The sequence below is a fragment of the Providencia sp. 2.29 genome, from assembly GCF_015832305.1.
GTDB classification, from domain to species: Bacteria; Pseudomonadota; Gammaproteobacteria; order Enterobacterales; family Enterobacteriaceae; genus Providencia; species Providencia stuartii.
In genome coordinates, this window is the sequence record NZ_CP065420.1 from 1837194 (window position 1) to 1857979 (window position 20786).

The 20786-nt window shown below is 41.7% G+C and carries 16 protein-coding genes; 8 read left to right on the forward strand and 8 right to left on the reverse strand.

Features of this window, described 5'->3' with window-relative positions; all coding sequences use genetic code 11:
* Nucleotides 1-15: 15 nt before the first annotated feature.
* Together I3B46_RS08160 and I3B46_RS08165 are read right to left on the reverse strand one after the other, a co-directional pair.
* Nucleotides 16-1023, reverse strand: a complete 1008-nt coding sequence (locus I3B46_RS08160; protein ID WP_231405911.1) for an alpha-xenorhabdolysin family binary toxin subunit B — start codon at nucleotides 1021-1023, stop codon at nucleotides 16-18.
* A 13-nt stretch (nucleotides 1024-1036) separates the two neighbouring features.
* Nucleotides 1037-2239 carry an alpha-xenorhabdolysin family binary toxin subunit A gene (locus I3B46_RS08165; RefSeq protein ID WP_104873574.1) on the reverse strand — a complete coding sequence of 401 codons (1203 nt, stop codon included), beginning with the start codon at nucleotides 2237-2239 and terminating at the stop codon, nucleotides 1037-1039.
* Nucleotides 2240-3042: 803 nt separating this feature from the next.
* On the opposite strand from I3B46_RS08165, the gene I3B46_RS08170 reads away from it, so the two are divergent.
* The 6 genes from I3B46_RS08170 (at nucleotide 3043) to menE (ending at nucleotide 10196) form a co-directional block, all read left to right on the forward strand.
* Nucleotides 3043-4374 carry an isochorismate synthase gene (locus I3B46_RS08170; RefSeq protein ID WP_104873573.1) on the forward strand — a complete coding sequence of 444 codons (1332 nt, stop codon included), beginning with the start codon at nucleotides 3043-3045 and terminating at the stop codon, nucleotides 4372-4374.
* Nucleotides 4375-4493: 119 nt separating this feature from the next.
* Entirely contained in the window at nucleotides 4494-6167 is a 1674-nt protein-coding gene (gene menD, locus I3B46_RS08175; RefSeq protein WP_014656255.1) for a 2-succinyl-5-enolpyruvyl-6-hydroxy-3-cyclohexene-1-carboxylic-acid synthase, read from the forward strand.
* Nucleotides 6167-6931: a 2-succinyl-6-hydroxy-2,4-cyclohexadiene-1-carboxylate synthase gene (gene menH, locus I3B46_RS08180; protein ID WP_014656254.1), complete on the forward strand. Its 765-nt coding sequence runs from the start codon at nucleotides 6167-6169 to the stop codon at nucleotides 6929-6931. Before menD ends, menH begins: the two co-directional genes overlap by 1 nt.
* A 12-nt stretch (nucleotides 6932-6943) precedes the next feature.
* Nucleotides 6944-7801, forward strand: a complete 858-nt coding sequence (menB, locus tag I3B46_RS08185) for a 1,4-dihydroxy-2-naphthoyl-CoA synthase (protein ID WP_004921088.1) — start codon at nucleotides 6944-6946, stop codon at nucleotides 7799-7801.
* On the forward strand, nucleotides 7801-8772 hold the full coding sequence (gene menC / locus I3B46_RS08190) for an o-succinylbenzoate synthase (RefSeq protein ID WP_040133286.1): 972 nt from the start codon (nucleotides 7801-7803) through the stop codon (nucleotides 8770-8772). The genes menB and menC overlap by 1 nt, the downstream gene beginning before the upstream one ends.
* On the forward strand, nucleotides 8760-10196 hold the full coding sequence (menE, locus tag I3B46_RS08195) for an o-succinylbenzoate--CoA ligase (RefSeq protein ID WP_104873572.1): 1437 nt from the start codon (nucleotides 8760-8762) through the stop codon (nucleotides 10194-10196). Before menC ends, menE begins: the two co-directional genes overlap by 13 nt.
* Nucleotides 10197-10349: 153 nt before the next feature.
* Here menE and I3B46_RS08200 read toward each other — a convergent pair whose 3' ends face one another.
* On the reverse strand, nucleotides 10350-11789 hold the full coding sequence (locus I3B46_RS08200) for a catalase (protein WP_004921082.1): 1440 nt from the start codon (nucleotides 11787-11789) through the stop codon (nucleotides 10350-10352).
* Between the two features lie 298 nt (nucleotides 11790-12087).
* On the opposite strand from I3B46_RS08200, the gene I3B46_RS08205 reads away from it, so the two are divergent.
* On the forward strand, nucleotides 12088-12636 hold the full coding sequence (locus tag I3B46_RS08205) for a YfaZ family outer membrane protein (protein WP_004921080.1): 549 nt from the start codon (nucleotides 12088-12090) through the stop codon (nucleotides 12634-12636).
* A gap of 141 nt (nucleotides 12637-12777) precedes the next feature.
* Here the strand turns inward: I3B46_RS08205 and tyrP are convergent, their stop codons facing one another.
* Nucleotides 12778-13938 (reverse strand): tyrosine transporter TyrP, encoded by a 1161-nt coding sequence (gene tyrP, locus I3B46_RS08210; RefSeq protein ID WP_230084765.1) that lies wholly within the window; start codon nucleotides 13936-13938, stop codon nucleotides 12778-12780.
* Nucleotides 13939-14424: 486 nt separating this feature from the next.
* On the opposite strand from tyrP, the gene I3B46_RS08215 reads away from it, so the two are divergent.
* Nucleotides 14425-15765, forward strand: a complete 1341-nt coding sequence (locus tag I3B46_RS08215) for an anaerobic C4-dicarboxylate transporter (protein WP_004921077.1) — start codon at nucleotides 14425-14427, stop codon at nucleotides 15763-15765.
* Nucleotides 15766-15827: 62 nt separating this feature from the next.
* On the opposite strand, the gene yfaE is transcribed toward I3B46_RS08215, so the two are convergent.
* The 4 genes from yfaE to ubiG form a co-directional block, all read right to left on the reverse strand.
* The gene (gene yfaE / locus I3B46_RS08220; RefSeq protein WP_014656251.1) at nucleotides 15828-16091 is read right to left on the reverse strand and encodes a class I ribonucleotide reductase maintenance protein YfaE; all 264 of its coding nucleotides are present in this window, start codon (nucleotides 16089-16091) and stop codon (nucleotides 15828-15830) included.
* A gap of 2 nt (nucleotides 16092-16093) precedes the next feature.
* The gene (gene nrdB / locus I3B46_RS08225; RefSeq protein ID WP_004921075.1) at nucleotides 16094-17230 is read right to left on the reverse strand and encodes a class Ia ribonucleoside-diphosphate reductase subunit beta; all 1137 of its coding nucleotides are present in this window, start codon (nucleotides 17228-17230) and stop codon (nucleotides 16094-16096) included.
* An 11-nt stretch (nucleotides 17231-17241) separates the two neighbouring features.
* Nucleotides 17242-19533, reverse strand: coding sequence for a class 1a ribonucleoside-diphosphate reductase subunit alpha (nrdA, locus tag I3B46_RS08230; RefSeq protein WP_004921074.1), 2292 nt, complete (start codon nucleotides 19531-19533; stop codon nucleotides 17242-17244).
* A gap of 335 nt (nucleotides 19534-19868) precedes the next feature.
* Nucleotides 19869-20591 (reverse strand): bifunctional 2-polyprenyl-6-hydroxyphenol methylase/3-demethylubiquinol 3-O-methyltransferase UbiG, encoded by a 723-nt coding sequence (gene ubiG / locus I3B46_RS08235; RefSeq protein WP_004921073.1) that lies wholly within the window; start codon nucleotides 20589-20591, stop codon nucleotides 19869-19871.
* Nucleotides 20592-20786: the final 195 nt, after the last annotated feature.

The following is a 20786-nucleotide window of genomic DNA, read 5'->3' on the forward strand; positions in this document are numbered from 1 at the left end:
CAGTAGCCGTTTTTTTTAATCAGCTAATTGGCGCTGATATTGATATTCGGCTTCATTAATAAAGTCCATAAAGGCTTCACAAGATTTGATGGCATTATGGATATTAAACGTCTGCTCGTCTAAACATGTCTGCATATAGTCAATCCATTGCGTTAAATAAGATTGTAACTGCTGAAAATGGGCAGCCACATCTTGTCGTTGCTCATCTATTTTTGAAATATCTTTAGTGAGCATAAGTAGGTGTGTCAGCTTATCAATGCGCTTTTTAAACTGCTGGTTTTTCTCATTTAAAACAGCGATTTGATCGACCAAATAGAGTCGAACATTGACCAATTTTATAAAATCTAAGCCATTGTCAAGGATAGTGAGTAAGCGCTTGGCACAGGCAATCGCAATTTTTAGCAGATCTTTTTTAGAAGGAGGGATATTTAATGATTCAATGAGCGATATATCAGGAAAAACATGATCAAATAAATCCGCTAGCTTGTAATTTAAGATAACTTCTTCAGCTTTAACAATAGCAATTAACTCTTGGTTAAACTCATCCAATGTCTTTTGATTATTGTTAGCCAGTAATAAAAGGCGATTTTGTAGGTTACGATAGCTCTCACTTTTAAGGTGGTTTGCTTCTTCTAATTGTAATGCCAATAGATAATCGCTTGTGGTACGTAAAGGTGCTGTTAGCTTCTCTAGCTCATTTTTAAGCTCAGTAAAGTCATCGATAAATTCTGTTAACTCTAAATCCTGTTGACCTCCCTTTAAGTCATCAACATCCTGACTTGAAAATCGCTCACTAATCGTACTATCAATGATATAACGAGTTTTTAATTTCATTATTGGCAATGAGTTTCTGATTTGCTCATTGAGACTTTCTGCCTGAGTAGCAATCCGTTTTATTCGATTAAAAATGCTCGGATCGTAACTTAGAATGTTATGATTAAAATTATTAATTTTATTAATGAGCATTCTTACCTGATAAAACTCAATAGCAGGTAAAACTGGGAAATTTACGGTTTGGTGCATAGTATTACCTTTATTAAGCATGAGAGTAATGTGTCATTTTAATATCAAATAGTTCAATGAGTTGTTCTGAGTAAGTTTGCACAGACGCCCATGCGGTGATAATTTTTTTGAAACGAGCAATAAACTTTAAAAGGTTGGCAGCATTATCAATACGCGCAAAAGTTTCTATTGACTGCTTAATTTCGGTCAAAATAACAAGCCACATATAGTCTAAATGGTCAACTGCTAATCTTGCATCTTTAAAATAGCCTTCAATCTTCTGTAAATGTACTTGAATATCAAAAATAACTTTTTTAATAAAGCGATCTTTATTGAGTTTGTTATTGATTTCAACAATTTCTTTAAGTAATGCGTTTTTTCTATGGCGGACTTTTTCAGCTTTGCTGCCGAATATCCCTCCTGTAATCAGTAATCCAATTAAACCACCAGCAAGGCCTGTAAAGCTTAACTTAACAAAATGGTCATATTCTTTTTCGAGTGTTAATACCTCTTTTTTGAGTAAAGTGACTTTCTCAAAAAGATGTGATTCAGAATTAATATCATCAATAGAATCTAATTGCAAATAAATTGACTTAACTTTAAATAATAAAGAATCAACATGTTGATTATTAGATAAAGCACCTCCAATAATATGTGCTCGAAAGTCAGAAATAGTATTTTTAATCCTAGAAGTTTTATTGGCTTGCATTTTAATATCATCTTGGATGAGATTCAGTATGCTTAATAATTCTGTGGCAATTTGCTGGTCATCATTTTGGTAAGTAAGCCCATCTAGCGCCTCGGCTGACAAGTCGTCAATGCTATTGGCTATTTGCTGTATAATAGGCATATCATTAATGTATTCAATGATTTGATTTCCAGTCTGAACAATATTTCGACTAATCAGTGATAAATTAATAGATTGTTGTTTAACTTCTTGTTCGACACCATCCCAACCACTGGCATGGTTGTGAATTAATTGAATAACCTCAGTCAGTGCGCTAATTTTTATGGGTAAATCAGTTGATTCATTAATTTTTAGCCATGAATGGATTTCTAATGTTGATGTTGGTAATGAAAGGGCAAAATGGGTATATCGATGAATATTCACTAAATCTTGGTGAGTAAAAATGCCGGCGGGGCGAGCAGAGTGAGGGTCTTGGTTGGTTAATAATGCAAGAGTTGCCGCTCCTATATTCTCTTTTTCAATTATTTTGTCATAAGTTATTTCACTCATAATGGTTCATTTCCAATTAAGTATTGTGGTTGAAATAAAAGGTAGACAACAGAAAATCACAAATATGAGTGATGCGATAAAAATGATAGAGCTAAAAATAGTATTATCTCTAAGCAATTTATCACCCATGGTAAAACATTAGATTCGCATTTACCCCGTATAGTTAAGAATAAATTACTTTAAGGATCGCCTAAAAGTAGATACTAAAATATGAAAATATATATTATAAATTGACGACCTAATATAATCGATAATAAATTCATTATGATTAAATGTTGAAATGTCTAATCATAAAAGTGCAGGAAGTTATATTAAATGTTCTAAGATAAAAATATTATGTCACTCTTTGACGCGTTAAGAGAGTGATTAATAAATATTAACTCTGCGAGCATTGTTTTTGTCATATCATTTTTTTATTTTTTAATATCGTAATTATAATTAATGTTTTTTTAGTGTGATGTGACGTATTTGAATACTTACCGTATTGTTACCCGATGATGATTATTTTACTTTGTACAAATATGATTAACAAATAACCATCAAGTAAAAAAACAAAATGGTGTTTTTGTGTGATCTTGAAGATAAAGATTGATATAAGTCAAGTAAATAATTAAAGTTAAATTTTTTAATCTATACAATAAGATGCGTAGTGATTTATTGGTGATGTAATAAAAAATTACTAATACATATTTGATTTTACGAGGCGTAACACCTATTGTCAGAAATAATCAATGTATTAATAAATTATATTGCACTATATAATTATCGATAGTCTTTGTTGAGTGTGGCAGTAGGGATCTAAAGTGGTATATAAAAAAATAGATAATTTAATAACTGAAATTCTTCATCAACTGTCAACATTGGCATTGGGCAATCAAGAATTCATACGTCTACATTGGCAATTGGATGGTCACTCTACATTTCCTGGGTTAGCTTGGCTATCGGCTCAATCCTGTTATCCGCAGTTCTATTGGTATCAGCGCACGGGAACGGATGAGTGTAGCGCTCTGGGAACCGTATATGAATTTAACGCAATCACTGAGGCCGAACAGTTTTTGTCTTTACATGCCCAGTATCCCGATATGCGTTTATGGGGCTTAAATGGCTGGAACGCGGTTGGTGAAGGAATTTCATTGGCCGATAAACAACAGGCAACGTTTTACTTTTTACCGCGTTTAGAAATTTTTCGCGTTCGTTCATCAATATCAGTCTATCTTAATATCAAAGGTGAAAATGACCGTTTAGCCGCAATCGCATTTTTAAAGCAGCTCAAGCCAGCGGCAACATTGCCACCTTTAAATACACAAATTATCGGTCATGAACATTTCCCTGAAAAGGCGCAGTGGTGCCACCTATTAAATAAAGCTATCACGAAAATGAGAGCCGGGGAGATGGAAAAAGTTGTGATGGCGCGTGAAACGAAATTGACGTTGTCACAACCCGTTTCTGTGGCGGAATTTTTAGCGGCAAGCCAACGAGTTAATTTTCAATGCTACCATTTTATGATGGCATTAAGCCAAGAAACAGGTTTTCTGTCCTCAACACCGGAGCGTTTGTATCTACGACAAGGTACACAACTCAATTCGGAGGCACTTGCAGGTACAGTCGCGAATCATCCTGATGACGCGATTGCTGCTGAAAAAGCAAAATGGTTGATGGAAGACAGTAAGAACCAACACGAAAACTTAGTGGTCGTGGACGATATTTGCCAGCAGTTACAAGGTATTGTAACGGGTATTGATGTTTCACCCGCGAAAGTGATTCGCCTACGCAAGATCCAACACCTCTATCGTTCGATTGCCGCAACTTTAGTGTCACCTTCAGACAGTGAATGTTTACAGCGTTTACAACCTACTGCTGCGGTATGTGGGTTGCCGAGAACGGTTGCTCGTCAGTTTTTAACGGAACATGAGCCTTTCTCGCGCCGCTGGTACGCTGGAACGGGAGGTTTCGTTAGCTTAAATAAAAGTGAGTTCGCCGTGTCCTTACGCTGTGCTCAAATTGAACATCAACGGTTGTCATTGTTCTCGGGGGCTGGGATTGTCAGTGATTCTGATCCGGAACAAGAATGGATTGAAATTGAAAATAAAGCTGCGGGGCTTAAATCTCTACTTGAACCCCCTGAAAAACCATAAATATAATATGGTTATTTTTCTTTTGGTTTCAATTAGTTCACTAAAAATTGTTCTAAGATCAAGAAATTTATATCAAGCGCATTACACTTACTGATAATAAACAACTTATTGAGCTCATTATGTCGAATTCTGTTTTTAATATGCGTTGGGCTGAGATTATTATCGAAGCACTCACCCGCCACGGTATGAAACATATTTGTATTGCGCCTGGTTCTCGCTCTACACCTTTGACGTTAGCAGCAGCGAATAACAATAAGCTTCACTGCCATACTCATTTTGATGAAAGAGGCTTGGGGCATCTAGCTTTAGGTTTAGCAAAAGCAAGCCTTGAGCCTGTCGGCGTGATCGTCACTTCAGGAACCGCAGTGGCTAACCTCTATCCTGCCCTAATTGAAGCCGGACTGACTGGCGAAAAAGTCATTTTTTTGACGGCAGATAGACCGCCGGAGCTTATCGATTGTGGCGCGAATCAGGCTATTCGCCAAACATATATCTTTGCGTCACACCCATCACAAAGTTTGATGTTACCCCGACCAACTCGTGATATTTCGGCGAAATGGTTAGTCAGTGCCATTGATAATGGGATGAATCAACTACACCACGGCGCTTTCCATATTAACTGCCCATTTGCTGAGCCGCTGTATGGTGAAACGGAAGGAGATTATGAATGGCAGCAACAACTTGGCGATTGGTGGCATTCTAATTTACCTTGGTTAAGCGAGCCTTTAACCAACACCGTTGCCCATATTTCTGACTGGTATTTTTGGCGTCAGAAAAAAGGGGTTGTTATTGCGGGCCGTATGAATAGTCAAGATGGTGAGCGTGTTGCAAACTGGGCGAAGGAACTTGGCTGGCCGTTAATTAGCGATGTGTTGTCACAAACAGGGCAACCTTATCCTTGTGCAGATTTATGGTTAGCTCATCCACAGGCCAAAGCGCGACTTAATGAAGCTGAACTGGTGGTACAATTCGGCTCGAGCTTAACAGGAAAACGCCTACTTCAATGGCAAGCGCAGTGCCATCCACAAGAATACTGGATCATTGATACGATCCCAGAACGCCTTGATCCCGCTCATCACTACGGACGTAAATTAACATGCTCAATTAAAGGGTGGCTTGATGCTCATCCCGCTCAACCAAGAGGGGCTTGGTGTGAAGATCTTTACTCGTTGGCTGAGCAGACACAACGGCATGTGAGTACAAAGTTACGCAATCACTTTTCTGAAGCCGCGATTGCGCATCAATTACCAGCGCTACTGCCGCCAAAAGGGCAGTTATTTGTGGGTAATAGCTTAATTGTTCGGCTAATTGATGCTTTGGCGCAATTACCCGTGGGTTATCCGGTTTATAGTAATCGGGGGGCCAGTGGTATCGATGGTCTAATTTCAACAATGTCTGGTGTCCAGCGGGCAACCACCAAGCCGACCTTGGGGATTGTTGGTGACCTTTCGGCACTGTATGACCTCAATAGCCTCGCTTTATTGCGAGCGCCTTCAGCGCCAACAATTTTAATTGTGGTGAATAATAACGGTGGGCAGATATTTTCTATGCTACCTACGCCTGAAGCGGCAAGGCAGCAGTATTATTGTATGCCACAAAATATTCACTTTCAGCATGCGGCACTGATGTTTGGCTTGCAGTACGCAGCACCTAAAGATTGGCTCTCTCTAAAAAACACTGTTGAACAATTTTGGTATAACCAACAAGGGACATTGTTGATTGAATTAAACACCGAGAGTGACGAAGGTGCGCGAACTTTAAAACAGTTACTTGATGAGGTAGGCAGTTTCTGATGTTAGCGGCTTATCGACACAATGAACATCATTCGGGGCCTTGGTTAGTGTGGTTACACGGGCTGCTCGGTAGCGCCGATGAATGGCTGCCGATGGTGGAACTGTGCCCTAACTTCCCGTCATTGCGTGTTGATTTGCCCGGTCATGGATTATCTCAGTCTATAAGCTGCCAAAGTTTTGCTGATTTTGATGAGCAGTTGGTTCAACTTTTACAACATCATGGTATTCAACATTATTACCTTATTGGATATTCGTTGGGTGCACGCCTTGCTATGCATACGGCTTGTTATCGCCAACCAGCAGGTTTAAGTGGGTTGGTAATTGAAGGAGGAAATGTTGGGCTAAATAGCTCATCGGAGCGGGAGTCTCGTTACACCAACGACCACCATTGGGCGCAACGTTTTCGCCACGAGCCGATTTGCCAAGTGTTAAATGATTGGTATCAACAACCTGTATTTGCACATTTAACTGCGAGCCAACGCCAACAATTAATCTTGTTAAGACAGCACAATAACCCCTTAGCTGTCGCTGATATGTTAGAAAGTACCTCTTTGTCTAAACAGCCTTTTTTGGTGGACAAACTGTATCAGCTTACGATGCCATTTCGCTACTTTTGTGGTGAACAAGATCAAAAATTTCGAAGCGTTTCGCAACAATATGCTTTGCCGATTACGCTAATTAATAATGCAGGGCATAATGCTCATCGGGAAAATCCGTATGGCTATGCCACTGCACTTCATCATTTTTTATCACACTGTGGTTAAAGGAACTTGATAATGATTTATCCTAGCGAAGAAAAACTCTATGCCCCAATCGAATGGCAAGATTGCTCAGAAGGGTTTGACGACATTCTCTATCACAAGTCGTCAGAAGGGATTGCAAAGATTACGATTAACCGTCCACAGGTGCGTAACGCATTTCGCCCACAGACCGTAAAAGAGATGATCCAAGCGTTAGCTGATGCGCGTTATGACGATAAAATCGGTACTATTATCTTGACGGGTGAAGGCGAAAAAGCATTCTGTGCAGGGGGAGACCAAAAAATTCGTGGGGATTACGGCGGGTATCGTGATGAAAGTGGTACTCACCATCTCAACGTCCTAGATTTCCAACGCCAAATTCGTACTTGTCCAAAACCTGTTGTGGCGATGGTGGCTGGCTTTGCTATTGGGGGTGGGCACGTATTACATATGATGTGTGACCTAACGATTGCCGCGGATAACGCGATTTTTGGTCAAACAGGTCCTAAAGTAGGCTCTTTTGATGGTGGCTGGGGTGCATCCTATATGGCACGCATTGTTGGTCAGAAAAAAGCGCGTGAAATTTGGTTCCTGTGCCGCCAGTATAACGCTCAAGAAGCATTGGAAATGGGCTTAGTGAATACGGTTGTACCATATGCCTCTCTTGAAAAAGAGACCGTACGCTGGTGTCGTGAAATGCTTGAAAATAGCCCAATGGCACTACGTTGTTTGAAAGCGGCACTCAATGCAGATTGTGACGGTCAGGCAGGCCTACAAGAGTTGGCTGGCAATGCAACTATGCTGTTCTATATGACAGAAGAAGGTCAAGAAGGACGCAATGCGTTTAATGAAAAACGTGCGCCAGATTTCTCTAAATATAAGCGTAATCCATAATGCGTAAGGCAACACTTTACGCGTTTAGCCTGCCGATGGAGGCAGGCGTTATCCTGCGCTACCAACGCCTGAAAACTCGCGATGGGTTGTTGGTTCGCTTACAAGAAGGGGATAATGAAGGGTGGGGGGAAATATCACCGCTCCCCGAATTTAGCCAAGAAACGCTGGCGGAGGCAACAGAAGAAGCCAAACATCGGCTTGCCGAGTGGGTAAGTGGTAAGCCACTAGCGGAAAGCCTGTTACCGTCGGTAGCTTTTGGTTGTAGTTGTGCATTGGCCGAATTATCGGGGGAACTTCCTGAGCAAGCCGACTACCGCAAAGCACCATTGTGTAGTGGTGATCCTGATGACTTGATTTTGCGTCTAAGTGCAATGGAAGGCGAAAAAATCGCTAAGGTCAAAGTCGGCTTGTATGAGGCGGTACGTGATGGCATGGTGGCGAACCTATTACTGGAAGCGGTGCCTGACCTAAAATTACGTCTTGATGCTAATCGTAGCTGGACGCGTGCAAAAGCAGATGGCTTTGCGAAATATGTAAACCCTGCTTATCGCGATCGTATTGACTTCCTTGAAGAGCCTTGTAAAACACGGGAAGAATCACTGCAATATGCCGCAGATACTGGCATTGCCATTGCATGGGATGAAAGTGTGCGTGAGGCTGGTTTTAGGGTGGAGCCTCAACCGGGAGTTGCGGCGATTGTGATCAAGCCGATGTTAACCGGTAGCCTTGCTTATTGCCGCCAATTAGTCACAGAGGCTCATCATCACGGTCTGCAAGCGGTGATCAGCTCATCGATTGAAAGTAGTTTTGGTTTGACTCAGTTAGCGCGCATTGCTAATGCATTAACGCCTAATACGCTACCAGGGTTGGACACATTAGATTTGATCCAGTCTCAACTGATACGCACGTGGCCAAATAGTTCACTTCCAGTGAAGCAATTAGATGAATTGACTATCGAATGGCAGAGTTAGTATTTTTCCAAGACTGGCCTTGGCAACATTGGGCCAGTCATCGACCTGAAGCAGTGGCATTAATTACCGATATTGAGCCATTGACATGGGAACAACTGAATCAACGAGTGATGAGGCTCGCTTATCACTTTACTCAACAGGGTTTACGTGACGGACAAACCGTAGTGTTGCGCGGTAAAAATAGTGTAGAACTGTTATTGAGCCAACTTGCAACATTGTATTGTGGGGCGAAAGTTTTGCCTCTTAACCCTCGTTTACCTGAGTCTTTACTGGCAGAACTGTTACCACATCTGAATATTGATTTTGCTATCGATTTTGATGATGGTTTACTGGCTAAGTTTACTTACCCAATTTTAGCCGTGTCAGAGCGAGCGGTAACGGCGCATGAGTGGGAACACCATCTGCCTCACTTTTCTCATGCGAAGACCCAACCCGCCACTTTGATCTTAACATCTGGCTCTACGGGGTTACCAAAGGCGGCAGTGCATAATGTGCTTGCTCACCTCGATAGTGCAAATGGTGTGTTACAGGCGATGGATTACCAACAGCATGATTGCTGGCTGCTTTCTTTACCGTTATTTCATGTTTCAGGGCAAGGTATTTTATGGCGTTGGTTGCTGCGCGGAGCGCAACTAGCAATACGCTCAACACCGCTTATCGAAGCATTACAAACGGTTACCCATGCGTCTTTGGTTCCGACACAATTGTGGCGGTTACTCAATCAAACGGAAACATTATCACTATCTTTAAAACAGGTTTTACTTGGTGGCGCGACGATCCCGACTGCATTGACTGATCTTGCCTCACATAGAGGCATTGATTGCTGGAGTGGTTATGGTATGACAGAAATGGCTTCGACCGTCTGTGCAAAACGTGCAGATGGTAAGAAAGGGGTTGGCCTTCCACTTAAAGGGAAACAGTTGCGCTTAGTCGAGGGAGAAATTCAGGTTCGTTCACAGAGCCAAGCGATGGGATATTGGTTTGATGGAAAAATGATTCCATTAAAAACTATCGAAGGTTGGTTCAAAACCAATGATAGAGGCGCATATATCGACGATGAGTATCATGTGATCGGGCGGCTGGATAACTTATTTATTAGTGGTGGAGAGTGTGTTCAACCGGAAGATATTGAAGCGGTGATTAATAACCATCCAGCGGTGAGTCAAAGCTTTATTATTCCAATTGATGATGTGGAGTTTGGTCAAAGGCCTGTTGCCGTGATTGAGTTCAGCGATAAATGTGAATTAGACACCATTCAAGGTTGGCTAAAAGGCAAACTAGCGCCTTTTCAATATCCTGCTCATTTTTTTCTATTAGAGAATAGCTTAAAAGGAAGCGGTATTAAGGTATCGCGCCAGCAAGTGAAAAATTGGGTGTTACAGCAACCCGACCTTATTCAGTCAAAAGAGAATTCAGGACTGTAGTTTATCTATTTTTGATGAAAACAGGGGTGATAAAGCATCGTCAGAGTCAGATGGGCTTGTTTCGTCAATAGTGCAAACTAATCACTGATTTCCGGCATGGCTCATAATAAACATCAGGCTCAAGATAAGAGCCTGACGTTTAACTAAGCGTGATTATTTAAGGGCATTTAACGCTTTTTCTACGCCCGCACCATATTCAGGGTGAACTTTTTTGAACAGGTCAATTTGGCGTTTTTGTGTCTCTTCAGAAGCCTCAATCAACTCTCCTGCAAGACGTTTGAACATGCGTTGATGCTCTGCATCATCAAGCAGTTCATATAATGCACGCGGCTGGCTGAAATAGTCTTCATCTTCGCGATGGTTCCAATGATCAGCTGCACCTTCAAGCGTCAATGGTGGTTCACTGAAATTAGGCTGCTCTTGGAACATACCTGCACTGTTTGGTTCATAGGTCACACCATTACCACTGTTACCATCAACACGCATTGCACCATCACGATGATAGTTATGGAATGGGCAACGTGGTGCGTTAACAGGGATCTGGTAGTGGTTAACACCTAAACGATAACGCTGAGTGTCGCCATACGAGAACAAACGACCTTGCAACATTTTATCCGGAGAGAAACCGATACCTGGAACAATATTTGCTGGGTTAAAGGCAGCTTGCTCAACATCGGAGAAATAGTTAGCAGGGTTACGATTTAATTCAAAGTAACCGACATCAATTAATGGATAGTCTTTGTGAGGCCATACTTTAGTCAGATCAAAGGGATTATAAGGCACTTTTGACGCTTCGGCTTCTGGCATCACTTGAATTTGTAGCTTCCAGCGTGGGTAGTCACCTTTATTAATGGCATCAAACAGGTCACGCTGAGAACTTTCACGATCTTTACCGATGATCGCTTCTGCTTCATCATCCATCAAGTTCTCAATGCCTTGCTGACTACGGAAGTGGAATTTAACCCAGAAACGTTCATTTTTATCATTGATAAAGCTATAAGTATGGCTACCAAAACCGTGCATATGACGGTAGCTACGAGGTATACCTCGGTCACTCACGTCAATGGTCAATTGATGAAGTGATTCTGGTAAATGAGAGAAGAAATCCCATTTATAAGCCATTGAACGCATATTACTGTATGGGCAGCGTTTAACCACGTGGTTCAAATCCGGAAATTTCAGCGGGTCACGCAGATAGAACACAGGGGTGTTATTACCAACCAGATCCCAGTTACCTTCTTCTGTGTAAAATTTTAATGCAAAACCACGGATGTCACGCTCAGCGTCTGCCGCACCACGTTCACCAGCAACCGTTGAAAAGCGTGCGAACATATCCGTTTGTTTACCGACAGCAGAAAAGATATTTGCACGGGTATAACGGGTAATATCATGTGTAACAGTAAAAGTACCGAATGCACCTGAACCTTTAGCATGCATACGGCGCTCAGGAATAACTTCACGGTCAAAATGGGCTAATTTTTCTAAAAACCAAACATCCTGTAATAGCATAGGGCCGCGAGGGCCTGCCGTCATCACATTATTATTATCAACAACAGGTGCGCCAGATGCAGTCGTGAGACCTTTCTTTTTCATCACAATACTCCAGTAAGTTATAGACAATAAAACTAAAAAATGCATTTATTCCGTTCGAAATACAATGCTTTCCATGCATAATGCCTTATTATCATTGGATTATAGTTGATTAGTTAAAGTATAACTAATACATAGTACCAATTACTGTGATAACTGATTAAAAATCAATAGGAATACTCAGCGTCGTTGTGAATGGTGTTGTTTTAATGACTGAAAAGTAAAAAACAGTAATAACTACTGAGAATTGGATTTATATATTGTAGTATGACTAAATAACTTCTATTAATGGGGCAATGATATGCGTAAAGGATTATTTCTCGTTGCAGCGGCAGCATCATCAATGATGTTCGTCGGGGCTGCACAAGCTGTTTCTGTTAATGCAAATGTGGGTAAGCATTATACTGAACTCAATGCAGGCATTGGTACTAAAGGCGCAGGCCTTGCATTTGATGGCTCATGGGCGCGTAGTGATCATGATGGTCAAATGGGTAGCTTAGGCGCAACCTTTGGTTTGCCTCTAGGTCCATTTTCAGCCTATGTTGGTGGTAAAGCCTTATATTTATCACCTGAAGACAATAAAGATGGTATGGCGCTAGCAGGTGGAGCCGGTCTTGGATGGCAAGTGATGCCTTCTTTGAATATTTATGGTGAAGCTTATGGTGCTCCGGCATCATTAACATCGGGAAGTCAATCTTATACCGAAGCAAAAGTCGGCGCACGCTATACTGTGTTTAAACCGCTTTCAGTTGATGCAGGCTACCGTGTCATCGATATTAAAGGTACGCATGACAACCCAAGCAACAAAATTGCTGACGGTTGGTATGTGGGAGCAGGTCTAAGCTTCTAATTACTGGTTGTAATATAGCGGAACCCGTACAGTTTGGAGTGACGCTATAAAATCGGATATCAAAAGCCCCCCAATAGTTGGTTGCTATTGGGGGGCTTTTCCGTTTAGTGAACGGTACGAGCTTTGTTTTTGACGCTAAATTTAGCCTACATTAGGTAGGTAGCCCGCAACGATAGCAAATTGAATAATGATCACTGCAAAACCGCATAATAAAACCAGACGGAGCAGAGTAGAGCCGCCTTTAACTCGGTAATGAGCTTGCTTATCGATAGGTTTTTCAACGGCTCTAACTTGCATTGTCAATAATGCGGGGATGATCAGGGCTAATACAGACAATGCAACCGCCGCATAAGTTAACGCCTGTACGAAACTACTAAAAAATAACGCTGCTAATAACGGAGGTAAAAAAGTTAACAAGCCTGTCTGAATACGCCCAATGAGGCTATCATTCCGTTTAAATAAATCAGCAAGGTAATCGAATAAACCAAGAGCAACCCCTAAAAACGATGTGGCTAGCGCTAAATCCATAAACAGATTAACGGCAATATTAACGCGTGGAGCCGTAACGACATCACGAATGGCGGTGAGTAAGCCATCTAGGCCAGACTTTTGCGCCAAAATCCCTAAAAATGTGTTAGAAGGGATCGACCCTAAAGTGGCTATCTGCCACAAGATATAGGCAACTAAAGGGATCGCACTCCCTGTAATGAAAATGATACGAAGTTTACGCACATCGCCATTCATGTAATTCACAAGGCTAGGCACGCTACCATGGAAACCAAATGAGGTGAAGATGACTGGCACTGCCGCCAGCAGTAGCCCTTTTTCAGCAGGCATACTGCCTAAGTTGACGGTTTCAACGTGGGGTAACATAACAGCCAACATAATGACTAAAAAGATAATTTTAGCTGTAAATAGTAGGCGGTTAATAAAATCGACAGAGTGCGTACCGATACAAACAACAGCACCACCGATAAGCGTAAATAAGATAATTGATGTTTTGGTCGACAGATGAATATCCCACCACGAGAGTAGGCTGTTGGAGATCAGGACACCTGCGCCACCAATATAAGCGGTAGTCAGCGCGTACATCAGAAGTAACATACTTAAGCCTGTGACGATTTGTCCAATAGGCCCAAGGTATTTTTTCGCGATTGATCCCAAGCCCATATCTGGTGGATTGTATTGATAAACCTCAACGAGCAGTAATGAGGTATAACTCATTAACATCCATAGGCCGACAAGTAGGCATGCAATACCTGTGAAACCGACACCCGCAGCGGCAAGTGGCATAGCCAGCATCCCTGCACCTATTGTTGTTCCTGCAACGATTAAAACGCTACCTAGCGTGCGATTTTTCACAAATTCCTCTGATTAAAAGTCGTGGATTTATTAGTTGAGCAGATTATGCGATCACAGTTTTTCTGTCAAATCTAAATTACAATGAGTGTAAACATAAAATTACACACGCGCATTTTTCTTATAAAGCAACGGTGAAAATAGCAACGAATTATTCGTCCTAGTTAATGAATAATCGTTATTGATATGGTGATTAAAGGTAAATACATCGGATTTTAAATGTTAATGGATGTTAATTAATTGATTGATATATATGATGTTTTAGATTAACAGGACAGTATCTCAGGAACCTAAGATAAATTTTGTGACGGGGTGGGAAAATCGAATTGAAAAATAAGATTAAATTCTTTAACCAGTTAATATAAATCAAATTTGTGTCAATCTTTCATCCCGATAATGTAAGGAAACATTAATTGAAAGGATGAACTTATGGACTTTTTGATACAACTTGCCATTATCCTCGTCTGCTTGTTCTACGGAGCAAGAAAAGGGGGAATGGCTCTCGGGCTGCTAGGCGGCGTTGGCTTAGTGATACTCGTTTTTGGTTTTGGTTTACCTCCTGGAAAACCGCCTGTTGATGTTATGCTTGTGATCATCGCTGTTGTTGCAGCATCAGCGACTCTACAGGCATCAGGCGGTTTGGATGTCATGCTACAAATTGCAGAACGACTACTACGTAAAAATCCAAAATACATCTCTATTGTGGCACCTTTTGTTACCTGTATTTTAACCATTTTGTGTGGTACAGGGCATGTGGTGTATACCATCCTTCCTATTATCTATGACGCGGCGATAAAAAATAATATTCGTCCTGAAAGGCCGATGGCGGCCAGTAGTATTGGTGCACAAATGGGGATTATTGCCAGCCCTGTCTCTGTTGCAGTGGTGTCTTTAGTGGCGATGTTAAATGGCATCACCATTAATGGTAAATCGCTCGAATTTTTAGATCTCTTGGCGATTACCATTCCATCGACCCTAATCGGGATACTGGCAATCGGTATTTTCAGTTGGTTCAGAGGGAAAGATCTCGATAAAGATCCGGAATTCCAAAAGTTTATTTCGGTACATGAAAATTACGAATATGTGTATGGCGACAGCGCGACACTACTCGATAAAAAGTTACCGAAAATCAATTGGGTTGCTATGTGGATTTTCCTCGCTTCTATTGGGGTTGTTGCAATTTTGGGGGCGGTTTCTGAATTAAGGCCATTGGTTAATGGCAAACCACTGTCAATGGTACTTGTGATACAGATGTTTATGCTGCTCGCTGGTGCGCTGATCATCATTATTTGTAAAACAAATCCGGCACAGATTTCGAAAAATGAGGTTTTTCGTTCAGGAATGATTGCCATTGTTGCCGTATATGGTATCGCTTGGATGGCAGAAACAATGTTTGGCGCGCATATGGATCAAATCAAAGGCACGCTTGGGGCATTAGTCAAAGACTATCCATGGGCTTATGCCGTGATCCTCTTATTGGTCTCTAAATTTGTGAACTCACAAGCAGCCGCTTTAGCTGCGGTCGTTCCGATAGCGCTCGGCATTGGTGTTGATCCTGCCTATATCATCGCATCTGCGCCTGCTTGCTATGGTTATTATATTCTTCCGACTTATCCAAGTGATTTAGCCGCTATTCAATTTGACCGTTCCGGTACGACTCGGATAGGTAAATTTGTGATTAACCACAGCTTCATTCTACCCGGCCTCATTGGTGTTGGTGTCTCTTGTGTGTTTGGATGGGTATTTGCAGGATTATATGGTTATCTATAATCTGTAAGTGACGTGTTTAATTAACAGCGATGGCGTAAAGAGAGCGTCATCGCTGTGAGGTTTTAACCGATTTCGATGTCAGAAAGGGGATGGCAACAACAAGGTAAAATCTCACCGTCTTGTACAAAGGCAAGCGGTTTTTGTTTATAGCCCACTTTCCCTTTTAATAGCATGACTCGACATGAGCCACAATAGCCTTCTCGGCACTGATATTCAACAGGAATACGGCTGTCTTCAAGTGCTTCAAGCAGGCTTGTGTGGATCTCGGTGTGGTAAGGTACTTGCACACCCTGCGAGAGCCGCAGGGTGACTTTATGGCTAGCCATGATTAGAGTTCGAAATCACTCAGGTCATCAGTGTTGACTTCAGAGTCAATCTGACCAACCAGATAAGAGCTAACTTCGACTTCTTGCGGCGCAACTTGAACGTTGTCAGACACCAACCATGCGTTGATCCAAGGGATTGGGTTTGAGCGTGCCTCAAAAGGTAATTTTAACCCAACAGCTTGCATACGGATATTGGTGATATATTCCACGTATTGGCACAGAATATCTTTATTTAGGCCAATCATAGAACCTTCACTGAACAGATATTCAGCCCACTCTTTTTCTTGTTCAGCCGCATCCACGAACAGTTTATAGCACTCGTCTTCGCACTCAGCAGCAATCTCTGCCATTTCAGGATCATCCTGCCCAGAACGTAACAAGTTCAGCATATGCTGGGTTCCTGTTAAGTGAAGGGCTTCATCACGCGCAATCAGTTTAATAATTTTTGCGTTCCCTTCCATTAGCTCACGCTCTGCAAAGGCAAATGAGCAAGCAAAACTGACATAGAAACGGATAGCTTCTAAGGCATTTACGCTCATTAGGCACAGGTACAACTGTTTTTTCAGTGCACGTAGTGATACTGTGATTTGTTTACCATTGCAGGTGTGAGTACCTTCACCAAACATATGGTAATAGTTGGTCATCTCAATCAGCGTGTCATAGTAAGCAGAAATGTCACGAGCGCGTTTTAAGATCTCTTCGTTTTCAACGATATCATCAAAGATGATTGCCGGATCATTCACGATATTACGGATAATATGAGTGTAAGAGCGTGAATGGATCGTCTCTGAAAATGACCAAGTTTCAACCCAAGTTTCTAATTCAGGAATTGAAATCAGTGGCAATAACGCCACGTTCGGGCTGCGACCCTGAATAGAGTCCAGCAGCGTTTGGTATTTCAGGTTACTAATAAATATGTGTTTCTCATGATCAGGCAAGCCATTATAGTCAATGCGGTCACGGGAAACGTCAACTTCTTCTGGACGCCAGAAAAATGAAAGCTGTTTCTCGATTAACTTTTCGAAAATCGGATACTTTTGTTGGTCGTAACGAGCAACGTTAACAGGTTGACCGAAAAACATCGGCTCAAGTAATTGGTCATTTCTCTTTTGTGAGAAAATGGTGTAAGTATGTGACATGACAATTCCTATTAAATTTTACACGCGCCGCCTTCACAATCTGAATCCGCTGACTCAACAACTTCTTCCAGATCACCTTGAACATCTTCCGCACCATCGCGGGTGTTGTGGTAGTAAAGTGTTTTCACACCAAACTTATAGGCGAGCAATAAATCTTTTAGCAATTGATTCATTGGTACTTTGCCTGTTGCAAAGCGCGTTGGGTCATAGTTGGTGTTTGCAGAAATAGACTGATCAACAAACTTCTGCATAATACCGACTAATTGCAAATAGCCGCTGTTTGAAGGCATTTGCCATAACAACTCATAGGCGCCTTTAAGATTCTCATAATCAGGTACAACTTGGCGTAGAATACCATCTTTAGATGCTTTAATGCTGATATAACCACGAGGTGGCTCGATACCATTGGTTGCGTTAGAGATCTGTGATGATGTTTCCGATGGCATCAACGCTGATAAGGTTGAGTTACGCAGACCATATTGTTGGATATCTTTACGTAACGTTTCCCAATCATAATGCAGAGGCTCATCAGTCAATTTATCCAACTCTTTCTTATAGGTATCAATTGGTAGAATACCTTTTGAATAAGTGGTTTCATTGAACCAAGGGCAAGCGCCTTGCTCTTTAGCCAATTCGTTAGAGGCTTTCAATAGATAGTATTGAATTGCTTCAAAGGTTTTGTGAGTCAAATTGTTGGCGCTGCCATCGGAATAGCGAACACCATGCTTGGCTAAATAATAAGCATAGTTAATGACGCCAATACCTAAAGTACGGCGACCCATTGCCCCTTTCTTCGCGGCAATAATCGGGTAGTCTTGATAATCGAGAAGGGCATCCAATGCACGTACAGCAAGCACGGCCAACTCTTCTAATTCATCAAGGTTTTCAATCGCACCCAAGTTAAAGGCTGACAGCGTACAAAGCGCAATTTCACCTTCTTCATCATTGATGTTATTCAATGGTTTTGTCGGCAGTGCAATCTCTAAACACAGGTTTGATTGACGCACTGGTGCAACTAAAGGATCAAATGGGCTGTGAGTATTACAGTGGTCAACGTTCTGAATATAGATACGACCTGTTGATGCACGTTCTTGCATCATTAATGAAAAGAGGTCAACCGCTTTAACACTGGATTTACGGATGCTGTCGTCTTGTTCATAAGCCAGATACAGGCGCTCAAATTCATCCTGATCAGCAAAGAAAGCATCATATAAACCAGGCACATCAGAAGGGCTGAACAGCGTAATATCTTGGTTTTTGATCAAACGCTCATACATCAATTTGTTGACTTGGACACCATAATCCATATGGCGAACACGGTTACCTTCAACCCCACGGTTGTTTTTCAGCACTAATAGGCTTTCAACTTCTAAATGCCATAAAGGGTAGAAAAGTGTCGCTGCACCACCGCGCACACCGCCTTGTGAACAAGACTTAACGGCGGTTTGGAAGTGCTTATAAAAAGGGATACAACCAGTATGGAATGCTTCACCGCCACGAATCGGGCTACCTAAAGCACGGATACGGCCTGCGTTTACACCGATACCTGCACGTTGAGACACATACTTAACAATCGCACTGGATGTTGCGTTGATAGAATCTAAGCTATCGCCACACTCAATCAATACGCAAGAGCTGAATTGACGAGTTGGTGTACGAACACCAGCCATGATTGGTGTTGGTAGCGAAATCTTAAATGTGGAAGCCGCATCATAGAAACGACGGATGTAGTCTAAGCGAGTCTCTTTTGGATAATGAGAGAACAAGCATGCAGCAACGAGAATATAGAGGAACTGTGCACTCTCATAAATCTCGCCCGTAACACGGTTTTGTACTAAATACTTACCTTCAAGTTGTTTGACGGCAGCATAGGAGAAATTCATGTCACGCCAATGGTCAATGAAACTATCCATTTGCTCGAACTCTTCTTGTGAGTAGTCTTCCAGCAAATGCTTATCATATTTTCCCATTTCAACAAGGCGAGTGACGTGCTTGTACAGCGCGGGTGGCTCAAATTGACCATACGCTTTTTTACGTAGATGGAATATTGCAAGACGCGCCGCAAGATATTGATAGTCAGGCGTATCGCCAGTAATAAGGTCAGCAGCCGCTTTGATCATGGTTTCATGAATATCAGACGTTCTGATCCCATCATAAAACTGAATCTGTGAACGTAACTCCACCTGAGAAACAGATACATTATTCAGGCCTTCAGCAGCCCAAGTGATTACCTTGTGGATTTTATCGAGATCAATGCGTTCTTTATGTCCATCACGTTTTGTGACTAACAGACTCTGGTTCATGAGCAAGTACACCTTGGTTGACCTACAAAATAGCATATTGCTAACGCAAAAAAGCTCATAGATTAACTCTATGAGACTTGTAGTGTTAGATTCAAATTACATACTATATGTAGTGGTTTGTTGATTTTACTATAACAAGATAATGTTAATAAGCGGTTTTATCAAGTGCACAAATCTGAGTCTTCTGTGGATAACTGTAGGGATAAAAAACGTCACCTTGTCGGTAAGCTGCACTAGAAAAGGAATTCTATAAGTGGAAACTCGCAACAGGGTGACGAAAATAAATTTTGCAAAATGCGATCGTTTGCTGTTTTCTTGAACGTAACGCTTGCTATTTATTCGTTGACAGTATGGAGCATATAATTAACGTCCACATTCGGGCCTAAATAGAATTTATCTTTAAGTGGATTATAATGTAACCCCATGATATGCCTATCTTTTAGCTGAGCCTCGTTTGCCCACGAAATCAGTTCAGAAGGGCGAATAAATTTTTTCGCATCGTGGGTGCCTTTCGGAACCATTTTCATCACATATTCCGCCGCAACGACCGCCATTAACCACGCTTTTTTATTGCGGTTGATCGTCGAAAAAATAACATGCCCACCGGGCTTGACCAATTTAGCACACGCACGTACGACCGACTGTGGATCAGGCACATGCTCCAACATCTCCATGCAGGTCACGACATCATAAGCTTGTGGATATTTGTCTGCGTGCTGCTCTACTGTTTCTTGTACGTATTCAACAGGGATCCCTGACTCTAATGAGTGCAGGCGTGCGACCATCAGTGGGTCCGCCCCCATATCAAGTCCCGTCACATCGGCACCTTCACGTGCCATACTTTCAGATAAAATTCCGCCACCACAGCCCACATCAAGTACTTTCTTACCAAATAAACCATCAACCCGTTGCATAATATAGCCAAGGCGAAGCGGATTAATGCGATGAAGTGGGGCAAATTCACCTTCGAGATCCCACCAGCGAGAAGCAATAGCTTCAAACTTCTCAATTTCATGCTTATCGACGTTCTGATACGCGGGGGTTGAAGTATCATTCATGAGTGGAGCTCCTGTTCCTAGATAGGTGTCCAAACGTTAATACGCGAATTTATTGAGGCCATAAAACGTTTTTTTGTTGCTCTTACGCAATAAACTCAAAGTATACGGACACATAAAGACATTTTTCCGCTATTATACATAGCTTGAAAGACAAATACTCACTTCTCATTTTTTTTATTAAATTGGCGAATTGTG

Excerpts from the sequence above, each read along its gene's own strand:
- I3B46_RS08160 (WP_231405911.1), bottom strand. The coding sequence starts at position 1,023 with ATGCACCAAACCGTAAATTTCCCAGTTTTACCTGCTATTGAGTTTTAT.
- I3B46_RS08165 (WP_104873574.1), bottom strand. The coding sequence starts at position 2,239 with ATGAGTGAAATAACTTATGACAAAATAATTGAAAAAGAGAATATAGGA.
- menD (WP_014656255.1), top strand. The coding sequence starts at position 4,494 with ATGTCGAATTCTGTTTTTAATATGCGTTGGGCTGAGATTATTATCGAA.
- menH (WP_014656254.1), top strand. The coding sequence starts at position 6,167 with ATGTTAGCGGCTTATCGACACAATGAACATCATTCGGGGCCTTGGTTA.
- menB (WP_004921088.1), top strand. The coding sequence starts at position 6,944 with ATGATTTATCCTAGCGAAGAAAAACTCTATGCCCCAATCGAATGGCAA.
- menC (WP_040133286.1), top strand. The coding sequence starts at position 7,801 with ATGCGTAAGGCAACACTTTACGCGTTTAGCCTGCCGATGGAGGCAGGC.
- menE (WP_104873572.1), top strand. The coding sequence starts at position 8,760 with ATGGCAGAGTTAGTATTTTTCCAAGACTGGCCTTGGCAACATTGGGCC.
- I3B46_RS08200 (WP_004921082.1), bottom strand. The coding sequence starts at position 11,789 with ATGAAAAAGAAAGGTCTCACGACTGCATCTGGCGCACCTGTTGTTGAT.
- I3B46_RS08205 (WP_004921080.1), top strand. The coding sequence starts at position 12,088 with ATGCGTAAAGGATTATTTCTCGTTGCAGCGGCAGCATCATCAATGATG.
- tyrP (WP_230084765.1), bottom strand. The coding sequence starts at position 13,938 with ATGCTGGCTATGCCACTTGCCGCTGCGGGTGTCGGTTTCACAGGTATT.
- I3B46_RS08215 (WP_004921077.1), top strand. The coding sequence starts at position 14,425 with ATGGACTTTTTGATACAACTTGCCATTATCCTCGTCTGCTTGTTCTAC.
- yfaE (WP_014656251.1), bottom strand. The coding sequence starts at position 16,091 with ATGGCTAGCCATAAAGTCACCCTGCGGCTCTCGCAGGGTGTGCAAGTA.
- nrdB (WP_004921075.1), bottom strand. The coding sequence starts at position 17,230 with ATGTCACATACTTACACCATTTTCTCACAAAAGAGAAATGACCAATTA.
- nrdA (WP_004921074.1), bottom strand. The coding sequence starts at position 19,533 with ATGAACCAGAGTCTGTTAGTCACAAAACGTGATGGACATAAAGAACGC.
- ubiG (WP_004921073.1), bottom strand. The coding sequence starts at position 20,591 with ATGAATGATACTTCAACCCCCGCGTATCAGAACGTCGATAAGCATGAA.